The organism is Sutcliffiella sp. FSL R7-0096 (genome assembly GCF_038595065.1).
GTDB lineage: Bacteria > Bacillota > Bacilli > Bacillales > Bacillaceae_I > Sutcliffiella_A.
Map to the genome: position 1 here is coordinate 607,810 of NZ_CP152003.1, position 22,396 is coordinate 630,205.

Sequence of the window (22,396 nt, forward strand, 5' to 3'; positions counted from 1 at the left end):
AGTGTATACTTATTCCACATTTGAAATAGCAGGAGCATTTGCTTTGCTGAGACCTATTCTATATACAGTATTAGTGTCATCAATCTTACTTTTTATAATCATTGTCGTACCCAAATGGAAAGCTATGAGACTATCAACTTTAACTGTGCTGATCATTTCCCTTATAAATGTGGTGGTTGCCGGTCAAGTGCTATTCTTCAGTGCCATAGTGGCCGATGAACTAAATCTTACAGGGGATAGTGTGGGAATGATTTTGTTCATGTTCATACTTGGGGTCAGTGCTTTAAATATCTTGCTTTACTTAATCAGAGATAGAAGCTAATAGGAGTTGTACTAGATGGGATTGTTTTTTGAAAAAGTAAAACGTAAGAAAAGTTCGAAGCCGGTAGCGGCAGTTAGGATAATATTCTTTATAGGGATGATTGCTCTTTTGATACTAGGGTATAGGGATGATTTTAATGGGGTGTATTTAGGGTATGCCTTTATTGTAGTGGGACTAATGAATGTCATGAATGGTGTAGAATCGCACTATCACAGAGATGAAAAGAAGGTCTATTTGACTGATTTTTTTCTAGGGGTTTTGTTTTTATTTATGGCAATCACACAGTTGTGGGTCAGTTAATGTGGGTCAAGGTGCCTGTCTTAGTGCCTTTCTTGATTTACTTATAACCATATCTGCTTGCAGTACTATTTACTGGACAGAAAAAACAGATAACCAGATTGAACGTCTAAATCAAGCCAATATAAATGATGAAATTAGAGATGGAGAGATTTGGATTAGGGAAGAGGGTATAAGAAAAGTAGTGGCGTGTTGTAGCTAAGGATGGCTATAATGCAGTTAGAGTGTAAATCTTCTAACATTCACTGAATTAGAATGGTAGGTGACGAAAATGAATAGTTCTGTTCCACATTCTGAGACGGGAAAGCTAAATAGTAACGCTATTCTTTCTTTAATTCTTGGTATCTTATCAATATTATGTTGCGTCATCAGTTTTTTGAGCATGCTCTTTGCGGTTCCGGGTTTTGTCCTCGCTCTGATTGGACTTAATGAAATCCAGAAAACCGATCAAATAGGGCGAGGATATGCCAAGGCAGGATTAATATGTAGCATTCTAGGTATGCTGCTGCCACTCATCATTATCCTCGTTAGTTTGTTATTCTTTCAATCGACAGACTTCATCATGGACTTGAGCTAACAATGGAAAAGGACAGCCCTTATTGGAAAATGGGTTGTCCTTTTCTGCATTCTAAAATAGTAATTTTTAAACAAACGTTGGATTAAGAAAAGTTCAAAGCTATGGGGCAGTAAGGAGGAAAATATATTTAAAAGATTAACTTTTAAAAAAGGTGTAGTGGTATAATTCACAAACCTATCATTTTTCGTATTAAAGCGACAAATTTCCCGGGAAACATTTATCCTGGAATAGAATTTTTTAAACAAACGTTTGTTGAACAAAATAATAGCCCCTTGAGTGACAAGGGGTTCAGCGAAAAAATCTTAATTAACTTTTGAAAAAGGTATGGTGGAAAAACATCCTTTTCCTAATTGGAGAATTTCCATGTCTTCTTGTCGAAATCTATGGTGCTTGAAAACCGAAAATCGCTACAAATAGTAATAATACCCATCCACAAATACTAAGTAAGTTTGCCGCAATCAGCCAACCCTTCTGCCAGCCTTTTACTCCAACTATACTTACAATTAAACCTACTAAACCACAAACTATGGGAATAAAGATAGTCACTTTGTTGAACAGTTCAATTAATGCAGACCCCCATGAAGTCATAAAGGCGACCAAAGGAATGGCGGATAATAGGAAGAATAGTGTCCCCATTATAGTGCTCTTTTGCATAAAGTCCCCCCTTGTTCCATAATAGTATGCTGTGGACTGAACAAAAACACCGATTCTTACGAAATCAGTGTTTTTCATTTTCTTACACAAACGGGTGGGTAAAGTGGCCAGTTTCCTAAGCCCGCAATATCTTCTCCATCGCTTTTCCCTTGGCTAATTCATCAATCAATTTATCCAAATAACGAATTTCACGCATGGTTGGTTCTTCAATGTTTTCCACTCGGACACCGCAAACAACGCCTTTAATCAAGGATCGTGAAGCATTCATTGTGGGAGCTTCCGCAAAGAAAGTTTCAAAATCTGTTTTCTTTTCCAGTACCATTTCTAAACTCTTCCTGGCTATAGCCCGTCAGCCAACGGATGATCTCATCCACTTCTGCTTTGGTGCGTCCTTTTCTCTCTGCCTTTGATACATAGTGAGGGTAGACACCTGCGAAACTCATAGTGTAGATACGATGCTTTTCCATTTTATATCCTCCCTTAAAGGTTTTTCTTTTATTGTAGCATGGAAAATTGAGAATGATGTACAAACCATCGCCAGTATATATAACATGTGAAGATTAAGGAAGGGTGGAGATGTTTTGTTTTTTCACATAAAAGAATTACAATATGAAGCCAAACCGGATAAGCCCGATCCCATATTTGCCACAAGATTACAGGAGATTTTGGGTGGGCAATTCGGGGAGATTTCCGTTGCTGTTCAATATCTCTTTCAAGGCTGGGGAGCAAGAAGGCACGATAAGTACCGGGATTTGTTGATGGACACTGGTACGGAGGAGCTTGCCCATATTGAGATGCTTGCGACAATGATTGCAAGGCTACTAGATGGGGCACCGGTAAAAGCGCAAGAGGAAGCGGCCCAAAATCCAGTCATGGCAGCGATCATGGGTGGGATGAACCCGCAGTATGCAATCGTATCAGGCCTTGGCGCGTTACCGGTCAATAGTGTCGGGGTGCCATGGAATGCCGGATATGTTATTGCAAGTGGGAATTTGCTGGCTGATTTCAGGGCAAACCTAAATGCTGAAACGCAGGGACGCCTGCAGGCAGTAAGACTATATGAACAAACGACGGACCCAGGAGTAAGAGACATGTTGTCATTCCTTATTGCCAGGGATAGAATGCATCAAAACCAATGGTTGGCAGCTATTCATGAGCTTGAAGCACAAGAAGGCGTCATTGTTCCAAGTACATTCCCTACTTCCAAGGAAAAATCGGAAGTTTCTCATACATTTATAGCTTTATCAGAGGGTGAACAGAGCAGCAAAGGGAAATGGGCAAGTGGCCCGGCGCCAGATGGATTGGCCAACTTCCAATACTTAAGCATGCCAGGTGCCTGGGGAAGCAAGCCTTTATTGAATCCTGCACCACCAGCCTTTCATAATACTCCACCATCGGTAAAATAAATAGGCTTTTTATCTAGCCATGTACAAAATACGTAAGAGATACAGGCCTTACGAAAATAAACAATAAGGAACGTTTCGATCCACAGATTATGATCGAAACGTCACTTTATTTTATCCTTTGGATATCTCTACAATTCCTTCTTCCTTCAATGAAACTTCACCTTGCTTATTCAGCTTCACCTTTTCATCGTCCTTAAGGTTGGTGAACACGATTGGTGTTATCAACGAAGGAGCATTCTTACCGATGAAGTCCATATCAAACTTTAGGAGCTCTTGCCCCTTCGTCACGGAATCTCCTTGGGCAACCAAAGCTTCGAATCCTTCGCCTTTCAAGTTCACTGTATCAATACCGACGTGGATCAGGATTTCGTGCCCCTCGTTCGACTCAATCCCAATTGCATGCTTGGTCGGGAATAGGTTCACGATTTTTCCGTCAACAGGGGAGACGACAAGTCCTTCTGAAGGCTCGATGGCAAAGCCGTCCCCCATCATTTTTCCGGAGAAGACTTGATCTGGCACATCATCGAGTGGTTTTATTTCCCCCTTGATCGGAGCGATAAATCCGCCTTCTGTCGATTTGGTCTGCATCGCATCTGGATTAATCTCTTCAATCTGCTGCTCGACTTCTTTGTTGGCGTCCGTTTTAGCAGGACGAGGCGTTTTACCATCCATAATGTCTTTCATCTGAGATTTTAAGGTGTCTGATTTTGGTCCGAAAATGGCTTGGATGTTGTTTCCGACTTCCAGGACACCAGAAGCACCAAGCTTTTTCAGACGAGCCTTATCAACCATCGAAATTTCATTTACCGATACACGAAGCCTTGTTATACATGCATCAAGGTGGGAGATGTTCTGCTTTCCTCCCATTGCCTCTAACACATCATGCGGAAGATCACCGGCAGTAGAAGTGGAGGCTCCATCCTCATCCTCGTCCACATCTTCACGACCAGGTGTGGCAAGGTTGAATTTTTGGATAGCGAAACGGAAACCGAAGTAGTAAATGACCGAGAATACAAGCCCCACCGGTATCACCAACCACCAAGCAGTCCGGTTAGGCACAACCCCGAACAGAAGGTAATCGATGACCCCACCAGAGAAGGTCATCCCGATTTTTACATCTAAGATATGCATGACCATAAAAGATAGCCCCGCAAACACCGTGTGAATCGCAAACAGAACAGGTGCGACAAACAGGAAGGAAAATTCAATAGGTTCTGTGATTCCTGTCAGGAAGGAAGTTAGGGCAGCAGATGCCATGATTCCGCCGACCACTTTCTTTTTCTCCGGGCGTGCTGTGTGATAAATGGCAAGCGCTGCAGCAGGTAGTCCGAACATCATGAACGGGAACTTACCTGTCATGAATGTACCGGCAGTCGGCTCGACACCATCACGCAACTGCGCAAAGAACATGGCCTGGTCCCCACGGACAATATTCCCGGCTTCCGTCGTATAGGATCCGAACTCAAACCAGAACGGTGAGTAGAAAATATGATGCAGTCCGAATGGAATCAAGGCTCGTTCAATCACACCGAAAATAAAGGCAGACACCGTCAGGTTTGTGTTGATCATACTTTCGGAAAGTGTGTTCAATCCACCTTGGATTGGCGGCCATACAAAGGACATGAGAATTCCGAGCGCAACTGCCGAAGCAGCTGTTACAATCGGAACGAATCGCTTACCGGCAAAGAACCCAAGGTAAGACGGTAATTCAATATTGAAATACTTATTATACATGAATGCCGCGAGGATACCGACGATTACTCCGCCGAACACCCCACTCTGAAGCGTGTTGATTCCAAGTACATTCGCGTATGCCGGGTCTTCCAGCATTCCGTCATCGACCCCAAGCACGACACCCATCGTCGCATTCATGATCAGGTACCCGATGATGGCGGCAAGCGCGGCAACCCCTTCACCACCGGCTAGTCCAACTGCAACCCCAACGGCAAAGAGCACTGGGAGGTTATCAAACACAATCCCCCCGGCAGCATCCATGATATTCGCTACCATCTGGATCCAACCCGCCCCAAGGAACGGCATCAGCTCCAGCAAATTCTCCTCCTTCAACGCATTCCCAAACGCAAGCAAAATACCCGCAGCAGGCAAAAGCGCGACAGGAAGCATCAACGCTTTCCCGACCTTCTGCAACACACCAAACAATCTCTTCACAGAACAACCTCCTAAATATGTATTAGTCAAAGTGGTTTTAATTTCCCCTAATTGAGCGGTTTTAAACAAAAAAGGAGGAGACTGGTTGAGGGGACAGACACGGTGACCCATTTGGGGCAACGTGTCTGTTCCGAAAGACCAAAAACTTGTTTTGGCACGAACTTCAAATGAAACCTTATAAATTTTACTAATATCCACATATATAGGTATTTAAATTTGGGGAGGGAGGGTCTTCGCATGGACATCGCAACATTATTTATAGATTTATGGCGCAATTTATAGGGATTTTTCTTTAATCAGGATGGAATTATAAATAAAACAAGAATGGTAACCTGTACTGCTGTTGGGTATTTCTCTTATCGCTTCTTTGTTTAAATATCCATCCCCGTTTTCTTACACAATATATCCAGTTGACTGGACACCAAATAGTGTCATATAATAAAGACACTATTTGGTGTCCTATTTGTTTGAAAGGAGGGAGAATCTTGAATCTTGCCCTACAAGAAAAGGATGTGTACGTGGCTATCGCAGATCCAACAAGAAGAAAGATTATCCGGTTGTTAGCAGAGTCAGAGGAACTGCCGCTCTACGAACTCACGCCACACTTTGATATGGGCCGTACTGCCGTATCTAAACATTTGACTGTGCTGAAAGCAGCCGATTTAGTCACAAATCGGAAAATAGGAAGAGAAACAAGATACCGCCTTAACCCGGCCCCTTTGAAAGAAGTACAGGACTGGCTTGCGTTCTATGAGCAGTTCTGGAATGAAAGTGCAATGAAACTAAAGAAGTTATTGGAGGAATAAAATATGGCCAACTTATCATTAGATTATCAATTTAAAAGCCCTATCGACAAGGTTTGGAATGCTTTAACCCATTCAGAGACACTGGCACAATGGGTGATGGAGAACAACTTCAGACCAATTGTAGGGTACAAGTGTCAGTTTCAAAATAAAGAAATTGGATTGGTTGTTAATAGTGAAGTTTTAGAGGTGGACAAGCCTCATAAATTATCATACACATGGGTTGGCGGTCCCATTGATACGATTGTAACCTGGACTTTAAAAGAAGATGGCGATACAACTCACCTCCATTTGGAACATACAGGGTTTGAAGAAGAGAACCAAGCTTACTTTGGGGCGAAATATGGTTGGACAATGATGATAGAAGGGTTGACCGAAATCTTAAAAGAGGGATGAAAGGGGATACTTACATGAGTTTTTTTAAAGATGCACTTTCTATTTTCAAGAAAAGTGAACTTGTTTTTATTGAAAAAGTAAAAGAATCAGAAAAGGTCTATTCCTTTTTATTTGAAAAGGATCAAGACCTTACATGGAAATCGGGCCAGCACGGGCTATTGACGATTACCCACAAGAAAGTAAAAAATGGAACAAAGCCTTTTACAATCTCCTCCATTCCAAGTGAGGGTGTGGTAAGGGTCACTACCCAAATTGGCGATACCACAAGTGAATTCAAGCGTGCGTTACTGGAATTAGAACCAGGAATGAAAATCAGCATGAGTGGACCGGTAGGCTCTTTTTATCTAAAAGAAGAGAGCCCTGCACTCTTCATAGCAGCAGATATCGGCATAACCCCATTTCGAGCAATTATTAAGCAAATAGAGGGGGAAAATATAGGGAAGCAAGTTAAACTCCTTTATCTCGATAGTGATAATATGCACATCTATAAAGAAGATTTCAAGAACGTTGATGTTGACTTTATCACGACAAAAGAACAGTTGTTGCAGGAATTAAATGCATTCACGGAAAAACACAAAGAAAATGGTCAATATTTTGTTGCAGGTTCAAAGGACGCAGTAAACATGGTAGTCGAGCACTTGAAGAGTAACAATATAGCCAAACGTAATATCAAGAAAGATGTTTTTGTGGGTTGAGGGGACAGGCACGGTGCCCCGTTTTAGTGGAGTATGAAAAAATTTAGCCTAAGGCAAGTATGGAGATATGCTCTATATTTGCCTTTTTTGTTTTTTGATCATCCCGTTAAAAGAAAGACGAATACCAGGCCACCATCAAATCCAAACTATCAAAAAACGAAATGGAATGGAGCCACTCAAATGTCAAAACTACTTTTGGTAGGCCTGCTTTTAACGATGCCAGTTCAGCCCCTAAACACGGAAACCGATTCTATTACTTCTAATTACACAAGTTCAGGCTTCACCACAGTCGAAAAAGCTACAGTTCAATATGAAAAGAATACCAGTCTAGACACAGAGACACCCGAATCCATCCCCTTCAAGCCGACGCACTCTTTTGGTAGGTATAATGAGAGAGGATACTACAAAGGGAAATTACAGCTGGAATATGTTGACTCAAGTAATATGGATGTTATGGTGGTCTGGGTCGGGGGAGATGAGCATGAAGATTTTCCTCAAACAATATCGAAGCATGTTCCACTTAAAAATGGCATTAACGGTTCATACGTTGAAGGAAAAGAGCATGCTTCTATTTCAAAGCTTGCTTTTGAATATGAAGGAAATCATTACATGATTGAATATATACGGGCACTTTCTAGGCCCTATGTAAAAGAAGTGTCACTTGTGAAAGTCGCAAATTCCATCATTCAATAAACTATAGAAATTATTACCATATCCTTACTTATATGATACTATTAATTAAAGACGGAATATTCCTTCATTAAAGAGTAAGGAGATGGGAAAATGGAGTTATTTCAAAGTCAGTACGATTGGATCAGACGGACAAGGGAGACGTTATTCCAATATTGTGAGGGGATGTCTCACTCCGACTATGTAAAGGAAATGGAAAGCTTCGGCGGGGACTCAATACGAAACCTTCACGTACATATAGCGACCTGCTACCATTTTTGGCTTGGTACGCATGGTCTTGGAAAATCAATCGGCAAAACAGATCCACTCGCTATAAAAAACGTCCACGATATGAGGGAGCTTTTCCGACAAACAGACGAGCTTGTCGAAGAATTTTTACTGAAGTATCAAGGCAATTGGGAGCACACCATTCCATATACTTTCAAGAGCGGTGAAACCTCTGACTTCAGTACACTCTGGCTTTTCACCCACACCACCACTCACGAATTCCACCATAAAGGGCAGATTGTCAAAATAGGACGACAGTTAGGCTATACCCCACCTGATACGGATTTAATTGCGCCGGAGGCAAATACATGTCCATCTTAACAAAAACTCATTTGGAAATAGTGGGACAGTCAGATATCGATGTGCTTGAAGATAGATTGATGAGAGTACGAGGACTTCACGATAATGCGATGGGCGTGGAGCTGAAACGATTTGGAAATGCAGTTGCTTTCTCGGTCAAAAACATCCCGGGTCCATCATTCAACACGGTGAAGGGGATCAGCGAAGAGAATATAGATGATCTAGAAGAAATAGTAGAATTTTATTCTAGTAGAGGGATTTCAGCTAGGTTCGAGGTGACACCAGGCAATGCCTCTACAAATCTCTTCCGGAAGCTCAGTGCAATGGGCTTTTTTCAAAGTGGCTTTCATACGGCTCTTTATCGCAATTTGGATGAGTTGCCTAGATTTGGTGGAGGTAACACCATTCAAATAGAAGAAATCAGTCTTGAGGATTTCGATATTTTTGGAGAACTTTACACGAAAGGTTTCGGGATGCCCAATGCGTTCAAAGACTTTGTGACCGCCAACAACAGGGTACTTGCAGAGAGCAAAAACTGGACTTTTTACCTCGCGCTTGTTGATAGGGAGCCAGCCGGGATAGCGGTACTGTTTAGAAAAAATGGCGTAGCAACATTGGCTGCTTCGGCAACCATACCTGACTTTAGAAACAAAGGTGTTCACACAGCTTTGCTACAAAAGCGCATCCAAACTGCGATTGATGAAGGTTGCCAATACATTATAGGGCAAGCGGCTTTTTGCAGTGTGAGCCAGAAAAACATGGAACGGGCGGGGCTCAAGGTGGCTTATACGAATGCAGTTTGGGAGAAATTTTAAGTAGGAGGCTTTCATGCAAGCAATCATTGATTCAATTAAGGGATTTTTCTTAGACATCATGGCAATGGGAAAAGGATTTATTTATGGCTTTATGATGATTGGGTTACTCATTGCAGGTGGAACAGCTTTGTTGTATGAGATCTTATGGGTAAGGAATTTATTTATATAGAGTTGCTTGAAAGTGAAGTTACGCAGAGTAGTTTTGATTAGGAAAGGAGCAACCTTTGAAACGCAGAATTGATAAGTGTCGATTGGCATTTATCTTACTCAAAGTGGCTTATAAAAATGAAAACATGATATATGATCCTCATGGGTGGGTAGTTAAGGGTGGATATATCCAAGAAGTTCAGTAAGTTCCCCGAGGCAAGAAGCTCTACGAATATCAATCACCGTATATATTAAGTCTTATCAATTAAATAATCCCTTTTCCTATGTCCTAGCCCCATCTTCAGTATAAAATGTACATATCAGAAGTGAAAGGAAGGGATTTATTATGTCCATAGCCGTTATTTATGGGGGAACCCGGGAGCAAGGAAATACAGAAACTCTAACAAAACACGCCATCCAGGGGATTGAGGTAGAAGAGATATACTTGAAAAACCACAACATCCTGCCGATCATCGATATGCGCCACGATGCCCAGGGGTTTCAAAATAGAACCGATGATTATAACGCCATCATGGAGCGTATTCTGGATCATGACACATTGATTTTTGCGACTCCGATCTATTGGTACAGTATGTCGGGGACGATGAAAAATTTCATCGATCGCTGGTCCCACTCAATGCGGGATGCTAAATTCCCTGACTTCAAAAAAAGAATGTCTACAAAAGGCGCATACGTCATTGCAGTAGGAGGAGATTTTCCTGCAATCAAAGGCTTGCCAATGATCCAACAATTCAAATACATATTTGAATTCATGGGAGTTGAGTTCAAGGGGTATATCATTGGAAAGGGAAACCAACCAGGAGACATTCATGAAGATAAAGTGGCGCTGTATCAAGCAGCAGAACTTCGAAATGAGCTTGGTTAAAATCATAAGGGAGTGGGATGTCTGTTGATTCCCACTCCTTTTTTCTCCGCTAGATATAACTAAAACAATCAACCCAAACGTGCATAGGACAAGTAACAAGTGCACCATATAACAAGCTAGAGTAGCAAATCCAAGATAGCGCAATGACGTTAACTTTTCTAATGCAATCTCCCCCAAAAATAAGATGATCAATGGTATCAGGTAAATGGAACTGTTCCCCGTCCATAAAAGAGGAATACTTATAGGAACAATGGAAAGTAACAGCTTGATTAAAAGGGCAGTAGTTTTATTGGGGAATGACTTTGTCAGGGTGTCCCCTATTAAAGGTAAAATGAAAGATAGTACTAGTGTGATAACATGCATAATCGGTACTAAATATGACATCGTGAATACCACAGTAGTTAAAAATTCTTCTGAAGGATAACTCTCCAGGAAAATAAACCGATAATAATCCAGGTACTTATAAAAGTAGTAAGAAGAACTGTAAGAAATATTTTCCCCAAATATCTGCATTTGAACTTCGTAAGTGACCCTACCAATTCATTATAATCTTCCATATTAATCCTACCAAGAAAATCAATTATCATACAAAACAATGAAAAGAGAAGGGTTTTTGTCGTGGTAAATAGAAAATATTAGTAGATGAATGTTGCTTAGCGAATAGAGGTGTAGCTTAGCCATATGTATGAGGAAGAATTATTTTAAAAGGCAAAATAAAGGGGCCAAGGCAAATGGATTCATATCTTTGGGTTCTCCCGGCAATTATTACAATTTGTTATTTGAAATTTCTAGGAATAGGTGTTCATTGGGTTAATAAGAAAAAGTACAAAATCGAAAAGAGAGCTTTATTGATTTGTACCTTCGTAATACTTATATCGACATTCGTTTTGTTTGTTCCTATAGACTCCGGCATTCATATTAGTTTTGCATTGGCAGGCATAACCGTAGCAGTTTCTTTAGTAATTTTATTGGTATGGATAAGACTGACAAAGAAATTCAATCAACAAATCTATGAAAAATCAGTGGGGGTATTAGAGAAGTTTTTAGGGAGACTGGTTTGATTAGTTCGTTGTAACTCAATATACCAAAGAAGTAACTCGTATTTTAACGATAAAAGATTGGTTGAAGATAAATGGAAAATAAAGTACTACAAGAGAGTTTAACAAAACAATTGCGTAGTAGAAGAGGTGTTCCTATGTGGAAAAGGAATCTAGTAGAGACCGAAAGAGGTAGCTTTGAATATTTTGTTCAAGGACAAGGAGATCCGATTGCTGTTACCCATCTGTACAGTGAATTCAATGAGCTTGGTAATTATTTTGCAGATATGTTCCTTCCGCATTTTACAGTGATTTTAATTAATTTGAAGGACACGGGTAATTCTATTCGTGTAAAAGAGGATGAGGAACTTAGCATGAAAGAGAGCGTTAAAGATCTTGAAGCAATCCGAGAAGCCCTTGGTTATGAATGTTGGGCGTTTGGTGGTCATTCTACCGGAGGGATGCTTGGGTTGGTGTATGCGACGCTTTTTCCCAAATCGCTAACTAAATTAATGGTCGGGGGAGCTACTGCCTCCAATAAATATATGGAGCATGAGCAGAGCATGTACAGTCCTACAAGCCCGTTGAATAAGAGGATAAAGGAGATTTTGCAAACCTTGAATTCTAAAGAGTCATCAATGGATGAAAGACGACAAGCGGGTATGGAGTGGACAGATATGTCCTTATACAACCCGAGTAATAGGGGGGAATATTTTGTAAAACCAAGTAGTGGCAAGGTCGTGCCGAGAAGGTTGGATTATTTCTCCTATCATGATTTGCCGCGTTTTGATATTTTACAAGAGCTAGAAAGTGTCACCGTGCCCACGGTTGTTTATTGTGGCAGGTATGACGCACAGTGTCCGCTTGTTTTTTCGGAAGAAATACATAAAAGTCTTCCTCATTCTATGTTAGTGGTTTTTGAAGAAAGCAATCACTACCCGTTTGTGGAGGAAAAAGAAAAGTTTGAAGAGATGATTTCTATGTTTGAGGGTCTGTCTGGGGGGGCGATGAGGCTGCGGCAATTGCGATGGTGAAGGCAGGATTTTATGCAGGTAAGAAAGAGGAGAAGTTGGATGGGTGATAACGCTAATGTGGATGAAAAGATATTTAAAATAGTAAGGGAAGAAAGAATGCCTTACTGTTTTATTCCGTGCTATGCCCCTTATTAATAATGAAACATATTTCCAGTATATACGTATAAAAGGTATAGAATAATTTCGGCTGAACAAGACAGTAGGGCAAGATTACTGTGAGCCAGGCAAGTTTGTTAAAAAGATAATGATTTTAAGGTAGATAGGAGCAATAAGAATGTTAATTGTTGGAATCGGCATATTGCTTGTGGTGTTCATTTCGTCCATAGCAGTTGAAAAGTCATTAAGAAATATAGAAAGTCAAAATGAACAGATTATCGAGCTATTAAAGGAGAATAACAATCGGAGATAACATGGGGAAACGGAGGGATGAAAAAGTGGGAAAAACCTTTTGGGTACCATTAACAATTGCTTTCGGATCGATGATTTTACTGTATTTGATTGGATTTTTAGCTGATATCAACTTTCTTATTTTCAAAGTATCCCCTTCGTCTACTGAGATTGCGTTATTACCTATTTTAGTTGGGTTGTTGTTGAGTTTTTTCAGTCAGCAGATAATAAAGCAAATTAAATGAAATACCACCACCAAAAGGGGATATAAAATTGGAGATACCAAGTATATCGAAACCGTTTATAGGTACGATTTTTATTTATTTTGCATTTTTGTATCTATACTTTTTTTCCCTGTTGGTGGGATAGAAGCCGGGGAAACTCCGGAGATGGCTACAAAAAGAGAAGTGTTTGAGGAGTTAGGTGTGAAAATCCTAGTTAAAGAATGCTTCGAACAAGTTGAATATAATGGCGTTCAATATTTTTTCCTAGCAGAAGTATTGGAAGGGGAAGTAGGAACTGGTATGGGAGAAGAGTTTTACTGATTTGACGAGGAATCGGGGGACCTATGAGCCTATGTGGGTGGAGATTGGTGAAATTCCTTCCTTAGATGTTAGACCACGACAAGTTGCGAGAAGATTTGTCTCGAGGGGGCTATTGTATGTTTATAAAGGGAAAGGTGCTTTAAAGAATGTTTTTTCAATCAAACAATGACAAGCTATTTTATCATATTGAAGGTGACGGATACCCAGTGCTTATTTTGCATGCTATGGGGACTGACCATCACGCTATGAAAAAGTGGATAGAGCCTATTTTTGCAGCTAAGGAAGGGTTTCAAAGGATCTACGTTGACCTTCCTTGGCATGGACAAAGTGTGTGTAAAGGAATTAAATCATCAGAAGAGGTCCGGGAGTTGCTGTTTACGTTTATTATGAAGGTGGTTGGAACGAAGCAATTTTCCTGTATTGGGCATTCCTTTGGTGGCTATATTGCCCAAGGGCTGGTATGTCCTCAACTTTCAGGGCTATGCTTACTGGCACCTGCCGTTCACAAGAAAAATCGGAATGTACCTGAGAAGGCGGTTTATGGTCGGGAAGATATATCACTGGCAAAAGTAGAGCCAGAGGTCCGAACTGCATTTGAAACACTGATGGTTTATCAATCTAGTGGAAATTTACAAACATTTTTAGAAGAAGTTCAACCGGGACGCCTACTTGCTGACATAGAATTTTTAACTTCTAGTTGGAGAGATTCTGGGTACTTCTTCAACAAATCCCCATTAGCAGAACAGTATACTGGCACATCGTTAATTATTGCTGGAAAATTAGATTCCATTTGTGGTTACAAGGACTACTACGAGCTTATTGAGTGCATGCCAAATTCAACGTTTGTCCTGCTGCAAGCAGGCCACCTCTTACATATTGAAAAGAGAAATAGCGTCCAATTCCTCATTCGTGAATGGGTGAACAGCTTAGAGGGTAGCGACGATCCAAACGTAACTGCCTGTTGATGAAGAACTTTCGTGCACTAAAAAAGGAGAAGCACGGTCTTCAAGTGGTCGTAGGGACAGGTTCCTTGACCCACATTCACACAAAATGGAGGTAATCCTATGAGCTACATAGAAAATCTACGAAACGTTGTTGGCCACCAACCGCTGATATTAGTGGGAACTGCAGTGGCAGTGATAAACAATGAAGGGGAAATTTTGTTGCAAAAACGTAGGGATGGAGTTTGGGGTGTTCCTGGCGGGTTTATGGAATTAGGGGAATCAACGGAGGAAGCTGGCAGACGTGAGGTTTTAGAGGAAACGGGTTTGGAAATCGGAGGGGGGTTCTAGGGACGTTTAACGAAGGGAATTTCACGAACCTCCCAGTGGTTGTCGATGACACAATCATCACTGCTAAAGGGTCTGCTTTTATAGAATTTGCCTTCGCCTTTGGGGATCGCCTGCAACTGAACTATCAGAAAGAATGGTATCGTTAAGGTGGGTTAGGGCTTTTGGGGCTGTAGGAAACCTCCCTCCCGCCGATGAAGACCTCTTAGTGTTGGAAGCGGACGAAGTGAGGTCTTCATAGAGGCGATGAAGACCTCTGAGAGTTGAAAACAGACGAAGTGAAGTCTTCATAGAACGAATAAAGCGCTACTCTAAGGTATGGCTCGCAGTGCCTGTCCGCCCCAACACCCTCAACTATACTTCAACTTCTTCCCGCCGCTCTTCTTCCACTTCCTGTGCATGATCAATGCCACGATCCCAATCAAAGCTACAAAAAGGATGCTGATGAAAAAACCATTGCGGATGGTCTTTTCTACAAGGGTTCCGCTTATGGCCAATAGCAGAAGGAGCAGCCCAAGTATGGATAAAAGCCTCCCTTTCTCCACTAGCTTAAAAGAAGACAGCAGGATGAATAGCCAGTTATACAATAATAGTAATCCTGCGGCTGTAGTGATAAATTCAAACACCTTTCCTGGAAGGAGGAAGGCACAGATGACGGAAGCTGCCAATCCCCCCATTCCAAGTAACAGGGAAGGAAGCGGCAGTTCCTTAAAGTTTAATTTCTTCTGGAATAGCTTTGGGGCGTCCCCGTCTTTTGCCAATGTAACAAGAAGGGTGGTGACCCCGAAAAGTGCTGCGGTCATGGTTGAGAACCCGGCAATGATGATGGCCCCGTTGAATACATGTGGAAAAAAGGCAAGGTCGTAATTGGTCAGGGCGGTCACAAAGGGACTTTCTTTTTCGGTAAACTTGTCAAAGGAAGCGAGGCTGACGGCAAGCCCTAATGACCCCACATAGAGAACCATTAAGAGGAACATCATGATGGTTCCTGCTTTTAGCGTATCTTCCTTCTTTTTCAGCTGCATGGCCATCAGGCCGATCACTTCGATTCCCCCGTATGCGTAAAAGGCATATATGAGGGAAGACCAGAGCCCTTTTACCCCCATAGGTAGCCACTCTTTGATGGTGTTCGGAAAATTGCCTGGGTTGGAACCGCCACCAGCAGCTCCTTTAATCCATCCAAAAAAGATACCCAAAGCAATGACAATGAACATTAAAATCGCCGCGATCTTGATGATGGCAAAAAGGTCTTCCATTTTATCAAACCCCTTTGTTCCCAGCATAACGACGAAAAAGGATAAAACAGCATACCCGGCTGAAAAAATCCAAAGCGGCACATCGGGAAACCAGAATTGAGATAAAAGGCCAAGGGCAGTCAGCTGACTACCCATGATCAGTATGTTGGAGCACCAATAATTCCAGCCACAGCTGAATTCTGCCCATTTGCCAAATGCCTTACCTGCGTAATAGCAAAAGGAGCCTTCCTGTGGATCTTGGATTGTCATTTTAGCTAATCTACTATATACGATATAGGTTCCGGTGGCTCCAATCAAAAAGGAAAGGATGATGGAGGCTCCGGCATGCTTGATTCCTAGAGAGGATCCCAGGAAAAAGCCGATTCCGATGGTGCATCCGATTCCAATCAATGATAATTGCCACCAAGCTAAATCACCTGATGATGTTTGTTTGGTACTGCATGTGGCTTTTGACATGTGACTCTCCTTTTAACCTACTACCATAGTGTGCTTTTAGTGGGTTTTACATTTTGGATGAAAAGAAAAACTAGGACTCCTATTACGACTGCCAGAGCACCGGAGATATACAGGCTTAGTAGAAGGTTGTTTTTCATTACGACAGACATGATCGGCGGACCTGCCGCGACCCCGATGAATCGAGATGAACTATAAAAGGATGTAATTGTCCCTTTTTCTCCCTTATCTACATTTTCAGTAATCAAAGCATCAAGCGTAGGAAGCATAGCCCCAATGCTAATGCCGATAAAGCTGGATATCGTGAGCAATAAAAAAATACTCGCATTCAGATATCCAACAAAAACGATGGTTACAGCGATGATTCCAAGGGAGACCATAAGAATTTTCCTCATCAATTCGATATCCCCTTTTATCACTTTTCCAGTGATAAAGGAGGAGACACACAGAGTAAATAAAGGAACAGCTAAATATAACCCTTTTGTCACACCATGCAGGTCATGCGTTTTTTCAAGAATGTCTGATAAATAAAATAATAGGCCAAAAAGAATCAGCATTGCGTATATGCCGATAACGAAGGTGGTATATAGCCATTTGCCTTCTTTGTGAAAAGTCTTTTTTGTGTTTTGGATAAAAATATTTAGTGCCAGTGGTTTTTCTTCCATCTTCGGGACCTTGATGAAAACAAGTACGAGCAGGATGGAAATCAAACTGAAAAAGGATATAGAGAAGAATGGAAGGTACCATAGGAAAGCAGCCAATAGTGAGCCTAAAATAGGGCTTAGAACCTTCCCGAACGTATTGGAGGTCTCAATGATCCCCAAACATGAACTTGTTTTCTCGTCGTCATCCTGATACAAGTCTCCAACTAGAGGCAAGATGATTGGAGTTGCCCCGGCAGCTCCGACACCCTGTATGATCCGGCCAATGATGATCCAAGTGAAAGGGTCCTCTATCATCCATGAAGCAAACCCTGAAATCAATCCCCCGATAAGTGCCAGTGTTAAACTTGGCAAAATGATCATCTTCCTGCCAAACCGATCTGATAAATAACCTGCAATAGGTATTAAAAAAATGGAAGATACCGAGTAGGAAGTAATGATCATACTCGACTGGAAGGAGGATATGCCCAACTCTTTTTCGAGCAATGGCAGAACGGGAATAAGCATAGAATTGCCCAATGTCATAATAAGAGGGATGGAAGCCATGCTTATTATGCACCAAGCACTGACTTGTCCTATTTTCTTTGTTGTCACCTCTACCCCTCCGTAGTCGTTTCTATGTTTGATAAGCTGAGTTGCTTAAAGCTTGAATGAAAAAGCATCAATCGAATCAATCCTTCCACGCCACCAAGCGTGACTCTTGAAAGGAGATTGTGTGTTTGCTGAGATGTATACAGCATCCTTTAGATGAATAAATGTAGCGATCATATCCTGCTTGTTCTTTTCTTCCTCTTTTTGCTTTTCACTGATATAGGCTTCTTTAAGATCTGTGAATTTCTTATGTAGGACATGAGAAAGGGTACTATTCTCCACATCATCTGCTGATGTAATGATCCCTTCATAATAGGTGTGCGGGCCGACAAGCGTCCCGGCAATCACTGTCCCATTCACATTTAAAGTAAGCCCTATCTCCATCCCGTCCTTATCGGTTAGGTCAAGGAGCATTTGCAACACTGCATCATCAGTGGATACGTTTTCCTCTTTTTTCGCCATTTTTACCCCACCCATTCGTTTATGGTCCTTTAATCAAGCACATAGTTAGTATAGGTAAATAGGGGTAGGATATTCTGGAAGTTTGTGCAAATGAAGACATTAAAAGGAGGGGGAAATAAACGAGAAAAAGCCCGATCAGCATGGGCTCTCACATAAACAGTAATATAAAGGCTTGTACTCCAAAATAAATACCGAACCCAATCATCGAAAGAGATGAAATAATGGATATGAACACAAGGAAATTTGTGTGCAGAAGGTTCCTTGCAATACTTGAAATCGTGGCCATGAACACATCCCATAATAAAATTCCGCAGATGATCGCAGCACTATAAATGGCCAATTGACTACTGGAAAAAGAAGTAGCTGTTTTTGCTAAAACGGATCCATAAATACCAAGCCAAAAAAGAATGGTAAGCGGGTTAGAGATAGATAGCAGGAACCCTGAAGTCCATGATCGGAGCAATGTCGTCTTTCCTTTTGGCCCATCCACAAAATGTGATTTTTTACTTTTCACCAAACTCTCTATTCCTGTATACGTGAGCACAAAAAAACCAAAAAGCCAGAGAAATGCCTTCATCATTGGCTGCTCAATAAAATGAATCATCCCCATGTAAACAAGCAACATATAACAAATATCAGCAATGAGTGCACCGACCCCGAATATCCAGGCATGTCCGAATCCTAGTCGCAATCCTTTATCCAACTGCGCAGCATTGACCGGTCCAATAGGTGCTGCGAGGGACACCCCTAAGAATATGTAAGTGAAAATGGAATTCATTTCGTAGCCCTCCCCATCATCTCCTTACATTTCTATTCACCATCTAGGGGTTGTACCACTATTTCCGAAAAAAAGAGCCCCATCCTGGGACTCTTCATTAATCATTTCGTATGGCGTTCTCAGCCGCTTGTGTCTCTTTCAAGAGCCTGAGCATATCTTTTGCACGTTGTTCTTCTATAGAAGAAGTGTGATTTTCTTTTGCTTCTTTCAACGCTTGTTCCACTCTCTCGATTGCCTGTTGGGAATAACCGAGATTATCACTAGTGCTTTCCAACTGGGTGGCATATACTGCCTCATCAGCATGTTTGATAGCTTTTGTTAACTTTTCATTATGTTCATGCGCCATAAAGGGACCCCTACTTGTGTTCAGGACCATTTAGGTGTAATGGTGGAGGAACGAGCCATCCCTTACTTTTATTCAGCTTTAGAAGTTTTGCGCCATATTGCGCTTTTGTCATATGAAATTGCCCATACATCAAGGCAATATCCTCACGGACGCATTGTGCAATGACTTGGCTGCATGCCACAAGGGCTTCACCAGTGTTTTTAGACAAAGTCGCACTGATTTCTGGATCACTGAACCTTGCTCCGACTGGAATTTCCTCCAAGTTTGCAGTTGGTCGTTCTGGCGGTGCAGGAGGTAATCCAATACCATTCGCCTTAAGCACTTGTTCGATTTGTTTGTTCTCTTCTTTTAAACCTTCAATGCCTTCCTCTACCAGCTTTCTGAGATCTTCATCACCGGTATGATTCACAAATGTTTGTGAAGCAGCGATAGATCCATGATTCGCTAATAGATTGGACCACATACTAAATACTTCTCCATAATGTAAAGGTTCATTCTGAGGGTTTCCGTCTAAAATTCCCATAATAACACTCCCTATTTTGCCAAGATTCATGTGAGGCTCCTTTGTCAAGGATTTGCTCAGTTAGTTTGTGCAATAAATATAATCCTAATCCTACACATTCAAATGAGTATTATTTATTCGTTTCCTTTGGGTAACAATAGAAAATAGAATTTAGTAAAGGGGGTCTATTAATGTCGTTATTTTCAAAGAATCCGATGCGGCCGCATGTTAGAAGTGAGTATGATGTGTTAAAAAAAGTCATCTTGTGTAAACCAGAGCATATGACCATTCGTGAAGTAATCAATGAAACGCAGAAAAAGTTCAAAAATGAAGGCATTCATATCGAAATTGCAATGGCACAACATAAAAAGTTCGTGGATACATTGGAGGAGCAAGGAGTGGAAGTGATACTCCTACCTGCGATCAAAATGTTCCCAGAGCAAGTTTTCACACGTGATATTGGCTTCACCCTCGGAAATATTCTTTTTGTTGCGGAAATGGCCAACAAAATAAGACAAGGGGAAGAAGAAGTCCTGAAAAGCATGCTGGAGCATCATGAAATCTCCTATTTGAATTTAAAAGGCGACATGATCGAAGGTGGAGATGTCATCATAAATGGCGAAACCGTATATGTTGGCATAAGTAACCGGACCAACGAGGAAGCAATCGAACATCTGCAAATCATCCTGCCTCATTATGAAGTCGTAAAGGTACCATTCAAGGAAAAATATTTACATCTGGATTGCGTGTTCAATATCATCTCACCAACAGAAGCACTATATTATCCAAAAGCGTTCACACAACAAGAACTAGACATCCTATCTTCCCGCTTTGAGCTAATCGAAGTAACAGAAGATGAACAGTTCTCCCTTGGCACAAACGTACTCAACATAGGCAACAAAAAAATCTTCAGCCTCCCTGTTAACCCAAAAGTAAACGCAGAGCTCAAGCAAAGAGGCTATGAAGTAATCGAAGTCGACATCATGGAAATCATCAAATCCGGAGGCTCCTTCCGCTGCTGCACGCTCCCGATTCTGCGTGATTAGAGCGGACAGGGACGTATCCCCCTTAGTAAAAAATCAATAATCTACGCAGGCGCTTACCTACTGGGGTGCGTCTTTTTTGTGTATCTTAGAGGATTTTTCAAAAACAAATAGAAACATACACATACTACAGTTAATGAGCGCGTGAGCCGGTCAATCTGCGTGTTTTCTAGAGAAAGCTGATAAGTTTGTTGGCCTCGTGGGATTTTTGAGGTTTCTATTGGTGCGATGGTGATTTCTATGGGGTGATTGTAACTATTTTTATACTGATTGTGAGTTTTCCAGCTGTTATTGTGACTAATTTTGTAGTCATTGTGAGTTTTCCAGCTGTTATTGTGACTAATTTTGTAGTCATTGTGACATTTCCAATGGTTATTGTGACATTTATACTCAATCGTCCGATTAAATAAAAGATGAGCTGTTATTGCCGCGCAATGGTTTCAGCTAAAAAACAAAAGAATATGGTAGAAAAGCAATAGTGCATAGGGGGATAAGCTTTTGCGACAGATTACATTATCAAATGGTACGAAGGTGGAAGTGGAGTGTTTAAGTTGTGCATTAACGAGCGGTCTGATAGAGCCGGATGGGGGAGTGGTGTTGGAAACAGAGCACTTTCATGCTCATCAGGATGTGGCTTACCCCATTAAAGGGTTGATCATCCTTGCCTCTAAGCGACATATCAAATGTTTTGATGAATTAACGGAAGAGGAGAAAATGGAATATATTCAGGTGCTGGCTAGGATCAGGAAAGCGCAAAGGGATGTGCTCGGTATTGAATATGTTTACTATTTTTACAACGAAGATACCACGCATCATTTTCACACGTGGATGGTACCGAGGTATGACTGGATGTACGAGTTTGGTCGTTCGGTGGAATCCGTTCGCCCGGTGTTACTGCATGCCAGGAATAACATGAACGGCGGGGATAATTTGGTGGAAGTGATGGAGGCTATTGAGGCGTTGAGGCGGGAGTTGGGGTAGAGGAAGCGAGTCGAGGGAACAGGCACCCCGACCCAGTTTCTTAACTCTAATTTTTAAAAATTGTCAGCTTCTTTTCTGCGGAAGTCCGCTCTCTCTTTGGTGGCACCTGTTCAAAGTATCCCATATGCAAGAACCCGGCAATCTTTTCTCCAGGCTGTACGCCTAAAATTGCATGGACCTTTGGATCATATATATGCGGATTGGTTTTCCAGACAACGCCAAGCTTTTGTTCCCAGGCAAGCAGCTGAAAGTTCTGAATTAGCGAGCTGACCGCCCCAAAGTTTTCCTCCCATTGTTTTTGTCTCGGGTCTTCCTCCATTACCACGATCAGAAAGGCGGCCGGCTGACTGAAATAATTCCTCCTATTATCCTGCATCTCTGGGGGAAAGGTTTTGACCAGTTTTTCAACGAATCCTTCCTTCTCATTTGAAGATACAAAAATGAACCGCCAAGGCTCCCTTAATCCATGGTTTGGTGCCCAGACTGCATCGTCCAGTAGTTCCAGTACGGTTTCCTGTGTCACTTCTTTATCGGTATATCCAGCTTTTATAGAACGTCGCTCACGAATGGTTTGAGCTAGGGTCGATTTATTCTTTTCCATTGGAT

At 41.6% G+C, this 22,396-nt stretch carries 27 protein-coding genes and 2 pseudogenes; 19 read left to right on the forward strand and 10 right to left on the reverse strand.

All coding sequences use genetic code 11. The features are described 5' to 3' along the window. Window position 1 precedes the first annotated feature (1 nt). The 3 genes from MKY77_RS03315 (at window position 2) to MKY77_RS03325 (ending at window position 1,196) form a co-directional block, all read left to right on the forward strand. Window positions 2-322 carry a hypothetical protein gene (locus MKY77_RS03315; protein ID WP_339148852.1) on the forward strand — a complete coding sequence of 107 codons (321 nt, stop codon included), beginning with the start codon at window positions 2-4 and terminating at the stop codon, window positions 320-322. A gap of 15 nt (window positions 323-337) precedes the next feature. Beyond that, on the forward strand, window positions 338-622 hold the full coding sequence (locus MKY77_RS03320; protein ID WP_339148854.1) for a hypothetical protein: 285 nt from the start codon (window positions 338-340) through the stop codon (window positions 620-622). 268 nt (window positions 623-890) lie between these two features. Next, window positions 891-1,196 carry a DUF4190 domain-containing protein gene (locus MKY77_RS03325; protein ID WP_339148856.1) on the forward strand — a complete coding sequence of 102 codons (306 nt, stop codon included), beginning with the start codon at window positions 891-893 and terminating at the stop codon, window positions 1,194-1,196. A gap of 381 nt (window positions 1,197-1,577) precedes the next feature. Here MKY77_RS03325 and MKY77_RS03330 read toward each other — a convergent pair whose 3' ends face one another. Next, window positions 1,578-1,850 carry a hypothetical protein gene (locus MKY77_RS03330; RefSeq protein ID WP_339148857.1) on the reverse strand — a complete coding sequence of 91 codons (273 nt, stop codon included), beginning with the start codon at window positions 1,848-1,850 and terminating at the stop codon, window positions 1,578-1,580. Window positions 1,851-1,965: 115 nt separating this feature from the next. Continuing rightward, window positions 1,966-2,317, reverse strand: a pseudogene (locus MKY77_RS03335) (DUF2200 domain-containing protein). Between the two features lie 114 nt (window positions 2,318-2,431). Here MKY77_RS03335 and MKY77_RS03340 point away from each other — a divergent pair. After that, window positions 2,432-3,256, forward strand: a complete 825-nt coding sequence (locus MKY77_RS03340) for a manganese catalase family protein (protein WP_339148858.1) — start codon at window positions 2,432-2,434, stop codon at window positions 3,254-3,256. Window positions 3,257-3,367: 111 nt separating this feature from the next. Here the strand turns inward: MKY77_RS03340 and ptsG are convergent, their stop codons facing one another. Next, the gene (ptsG, locus tag MKY77_RS03345; RefSeq protein ID WP_342515646.1) at window positions 3,368-5,425 is read right to left on the reverse strand and encodes a glucose-specific PTS transporter subunit IIBC; all 2,058 of its coding nucleotides are present in this window, start codon (window positions 5,423-5,425) and stop codon (window positions 3,368-3,370) included. 485 nt (window positions 5,426-5,910) lie between these two features. Between ptsG and MKY77_RS03350 the strand changes: the two genes are divergently transcribed. From MKY77_RS03350 to MKY77_RS03410, 13 genes and pseudogenes are all read left to right on the forward strand, one after another. Further along, the gene (locus tag MKY77_RS03350) at window positions 5,911-6,231 is read left to right on the forward strand and encodes a metalloregulator ArsR/SmtB family transcription factor (protein WP_339148860.1); all 321 of its coding nucleotides are present in this window, start codon (window positions 5,911-5,913) and stop codon (window positions 6,229-6,231) included. Between the two features lie 3 nt (window positions 6,232-6,234). Continuing rightward, on the forward strand, window positions 6,235-6,624 hold the full coding sequence (locus tag MKY77_RS03355) for an SRPBCC domain-containing protein (RefSeq protein WP_339148861.1): 390 nt from the start codon (window positions 6,235-6,237) through the stop codon (window positions 6,622-6,624). 14 nt (window positions 6,625-6,638) lie between these two features. Continuing rightward, on the forward strand, window positions 6,639-7,319 hold the full coding sequence (locus MKY77_RS03360) for an FAD-dependent oxidoreductase (protein WP_339148863.1): 681 nt from the start codon (window positions 6,639-6,641) through the stop codon (window positions 7,317-7,319). A 180-nt stretch (window positions 7,320-7,499) separates the two neighbouring features. Continuing rightward, entirely contained in the window at window positions 7,500-8,012 is a 513-nt protein-coding gene (locus MKY77_RS03365) for a hypothetical protein (protein WP_339148864.1), read from the forward strand. A gap of 90 nt (window positions 8,013-8,102) precedes the next feature. After that, a complete protein-coding gene (locus MKY77_RS03370) occupies window positions 8,103-8,597 on the forward strand; it encodes a DinB family protein (protein WP_339148865.1) in 495 nt (164 codons plus the stop codon). After that, entirely contained in the window at window positions 8,585-9,391 is an 807-nt protein-coding gene (locus MKY77_RS03375; protein ID WP_339148866.1) for a GNAT family N-acetyltransferase, read from the forward strand. The genes MKY77_RS03370 and MKY77_RS03375 overlap by 13 nt, the downstream gene beginning before the upstream one ends. Before the next feature lie 13 nt (window positions 9,392-9,404). Then, window positions 9,405-9,560, forward strand: a complete 156-nt coding sequence (locus tag MKY77_RS03380; protein ID WP_339148868.1) for a hypothetical protein — start codon at window positions 9,405-9,407, stop codon at window positions 9,558-9,560. A 324-nt stretch (window positions 9,561-9,884) separates the two neighbouring features. Next, window positions 9,885-10,424, forward strand: coding sequence for a flavodoxin family protein (locus tag MKY77_RS03385; RefSeq protein WP_339148869.1), 540 nt, complete (start codon window positions 9,885-9,887; stop codon window positions 10,422-10,424). A 1,195-nt stretch (window positions 10,425-11,619) separates the two neighbouring features. Then, window positions 11,620-12,495 (forward strand): alpha/beta hydrolase, encoded by an 876-nt coding sequence (locus MKY77_RS03390; protein ID WP_339148871.1) that lies wholly within the window; start codon window positions 11,620-11,622, stop codon window positions 12,493-12,495. Between the two features lie 274 nt (window positions 12,496-12,769). Next, window positions 12,770-12,904, forward strand: a complete 135-nt coding sequence (locus MKY77_RS03395) for a hypothetical protein (protein WP_339148873.1) — start codon at window positions 12,770-12,772, stop codon at window positions 12,902-12,904. 367 nt (window positions 12,905-13,271) lie between these two features. Beyond that, entirely contained in the window at window positions 13,272-13,427 is a 156-nt protein-coding gene (locus tag MKY77_RS03400; protein WP_339148875.1) for a hypothetical protein, read from the forward strand. 146 nt (window positions 13,428-13,573) lie between these two features. Next, window positions 13,574-14,392 (forward strand): alpha/beta hydrolase, encoded by an 819-nt coding sequence (locus MKY77_RS03405; protein WP_339148876.1) that lies wholly within the window; start codon window positions 13,574-13,576, stop codon window positions 14,390-14,392. Window positions 14,393-14,491: 99 nt separating this feature from the next. Continuing rightward, a pseudogene (locus MKY77_RS03410) lies at window positions 14,492-14,707 on the forward strand (NUDIX domain-containing protein); the annotation flags it as partial. 359 nt (window positions 14,708-15,066) lie between these two features. Here the strand turns inward: MKY77_RS03410 and MKY77_RS03415 are convergent. The 6 genes from MKY77_RS03415 to MKY77_RS03440 form a co-directional block, all read right to left on the reverse strand. Next, window positions 15,067-16,428, reverse strand: a complete 1,362-nt coding sequence (locus tag MKY77_RS03415) for an amino acid permease (RefSeq protein ID WP_339148878.1) — start codon at window positions 16,426-16,428, stop codon at window positions 15,067-15,069. A 20-nt stretch (window positions 16,429-16,448) separates the two neighbouring features. Then, entirely contained in the window at window positions 16,449-17,633 is a 1,185-nt protein-coding gene (locus tag MKY77_RS03420; protein ID WP_339149942.1) for an MFS transporter, read from the reverse strand. A 93-nt stretch (window positions 17,634-17,726) separates the two neighbouring features. Beyond that, window positions 17,727-18,140 (reverse strand): gas vesicle accessory protein GvpU, encoded by a 414-nt coding sequence (gvpU, locus tag MKY77_RS03425; RefSeq protein ID WP_339148879.1) that lies wholly within the window; start codon window positions 18,138-18,140, stop codon window positions 17,727-17,729. Between the two features lie 148 nt (window positions 18,141-18,288). Continuing rightward, on the reverse strand, window positions 18,289-18,918 hold the full coding sequence (locus tag MKY77_RS03430; RefSeq protein WP_339148880.1) for a LysE family transporter: 630 nt from the start codon (window positions 18,916-18,918) through the stop codon (window positions 18,289-18,291). 97 nt (window positions 18,919-19,015) lie between these two features. Continuing rightward, window positions 19,016-19,264 carry a hypothetical protein gene (locus MKY77_RS03435; protein ID WP_339148882.1) on the reverse strand — a complete coding sequence of 83 codons (249 nt, stop codon included), beginning with the start codon at window positions 19,262-19,264 and terminating at the stop codon, window positions 19,016-19,018. Between the two features lie 10 nt (window positions 19,265-19,274). Beyond that, window positions 19,275-19,787, reverse strand: a complete 513-nt coding sequence (locus MKY77_RS03440) for a DUF3231 family protein (protein WP_339148883.1) — start codon at window positions 19,785-19,787, stop codon at window positions 19,275-19,277. A gap of 170 nt (window positions 19,788-19,957) precedes the next feature. Between MKY77_RS03440 and MKY77_RS03445 the strand changes: the two genes are divergently transcribed. Together MKY77_RS03445 and MKY77_RS03450 are read left to right on the forward strand one after the other, a co-directional pair. After that, window positions 19,958-20,812: a dimethylarginine dimethylaminohydrolase family protein gene (locus tag MKY77_RS03445; protein ID WP_339148884.1), complete on the forward strand. Its 855-nt coding sequence runs from the start codon at window positions 19,958-19,960 to the stop codon at window positions 20,810-20,812. Between the two features lie 495 nt (window positions 20,813-21,307). After that, window positions 21,308-21,790, forward strand: a complete 483-nt coding sequence (locus MKY77_RS03450) for a diadenosine tetraphosphate hydrolase (protein WP_339148885.1) — start codon at window positions 21,308-21,310, stop codon at window positions 21,788-21,790. 46 nt (window positions 21,791-21,836) lie between these two features. Here the strand turns inward: MKY77_RS03450 and MKY77_RS03455 are convergent, their stop codons facing one another. Beyond that, complete coding sequence (locus MKY77_RS03455) at window positions 21,837-22,391, reverse strand: nitroreductase (protein WP_339148886.1); 555 nt, start codon at window positions 22,389-22,391, stop codon at window positions 21,837-21,839. Window positions 22,392-22,396 lie beyond the last annotated feature (5 nt).

What these genes read in the sequence shown, in the direction of transcription:
- MKY77_RS03405 (WP_339148876.1), top strand. Translation starts at nt 13,574, where the DNA reads ATGTTTTTTCAATCAAACAATGACAAGCTATTTTATCATATTGAAGGT.
- MKY77_RS03415 (WP_339148878.1), bottom strand. Translation starts at nt 16,428, where the DNA reads ATGTCAAAAGCCACATGCAGTACCAAACAAACATCATCAGGTGATTTA.
- MKY77_RS03325 (WP_339148856.1), top strand. Translation starts at nt 891, where the DNA reads ATGAATAGTTCTGTTCCACATTCTGAGACGGGAAAGCTAAATAGTAAC.
- MKY77_RS03395 (WP_339148873.1), top strand. Translation starts at nt 12,770, where the DNA reads ATGTTAATTGTTGGAATCGGCATATTGCTTGTGGTGTTCATTTCGTCC.
- MKY77_RS03390 (WP_339148871.1), top strand. Translation starts at nt 11,620, where the DNA reads ATGTGGAAAAGGAATCTAGTAGAGACCGAAAGAGGTAGCTTTGAATAT.
- MKY77_RS03455 (WP_339148886.1), bottom strand. Translation starts at nt 22,391, where the DNA reads ATGGAAAAGAATAAATCGACCCTAGCTCAAACCATTCGTGAGCGACGT.
- MKY77_RS03375 (WP_339148866.1), top strand. Translation starts at nt 8,585, where the DNA reads ATGTCCATCTTAACAAAAACTCATTTGGAAATAGTGGGACAGTCAGAT.
- MKY77_RS03330 (WP_339148857.1), bottom strand. Translation starts at nt 1,850, where the DNA reads ATGCAAAAGAGCACTATAATGGGGACACTATTCTTCCTATTATCCGCC.
- MKY77_RS03385 (WP_339148869.1), top strand. Translation starts at nt 9,885, where the DNA reads ATGTCCATAGCCGTTATTTATGGGGGAACCCGGGAGCAAGGAAATACA.
- MKY77_RS03445 (WP_339148884.1), top strand. Translation starts at nt 19,958, where the DNA reads ATGTCGTTATTTTCAAAGAATCCGATGCGGCCGCATGTTAGAAGTGAG.
- MKY77_RS03365 (WP_339148864.1), top strand. Translation starts at nt 7,500, where the DNA reads ATGTCAAAACTACTTTTGGTAGGCCTGCTTTTAACGATGCCAGTTCAG.
- MKY77_RS03400 (WP_339148875.1), top strand. Translation starts at nt 13,272, where the DNA reads ATGGCTACAAAAAGAGAAGTGTTTGAGGAGTTAGGTGTGAAAATCCTA.
- MKY77_RS03430 (WP_339148880.1), bottom strand. Translation starts at nt 18,918, where the DNA reads ATGAATTCCATTTTCACTTACATATTCTTAGGGGTGTCCCTCGCAGCA.
- MKY77_RS03360 (WP_339148863.1), top strand. Translation starts at nt 6,639, where the DNA reads ATGAGTTTTTTTAAAGATGCACTTTCTATTTTCAAGAAAAGTGAACTT.
- MKY77_RS03355 (WP_339148861.1), top strand. Translation starts at nt 6,235, where the DNA reads ATGGCCAACTTATCATTAGATTATCAATTTAAAAGCCCTATCGACAAG.
- MKY77_RS03440 (WP_339148883.1), bottom strand. Translation starts at nt 19,787, where the DNA reads ATGGGAATTTTAGACGGAAACCCTCAGAATGAACCTTTACATTATGGA.
- MKY77_RS03435 (WP_339148882.1), bottom strand. Translation starts at nt 19,264, where the DNA reads ATGGCGCATGAACATAATGAAAAGTTAACAAAAGCTATCAAACATGCT.
- MKY77_RS03420 (WP_339149942.1), bottom strand. Translation starts at nt 17,633, where the DNA reads ATGGCTTCCATCCCTCTTATTATGACATTGGGCAATTCTATGCTTATT.
- MKY77_RS03320 (WP_339148854.1), top strand. Translation starts at nt 338, where the DNA reads ATGGGATTGTTTTTTGAAAAAGTAAAACGTAAGAAAAGTTCGAAGCCG.
- MKY77_RS03370 (WP_339148865.1), top strand. Translation starts at nt 8,103, where the DNA reads ATGGAGTTATTTCAAAGTCAGTACGATTGGATCAGACGGACAAGGGAG.
- MKY77_RS03380 (WP_339148868.1), top strand. Translation starts at nt 9,405, where the DNA reads ATGCAAGCAATCATTGATTCAATTAAGGGATTTTTCTTAGACATCATG.
- gvpU (WP_339148879.1), bottom strand. Translation starts at nt 18,140, where the DNA reads ATGGCGAAAAAAGAGGAAAACGTATCCACTGATGATGCAGTGTTGCAA.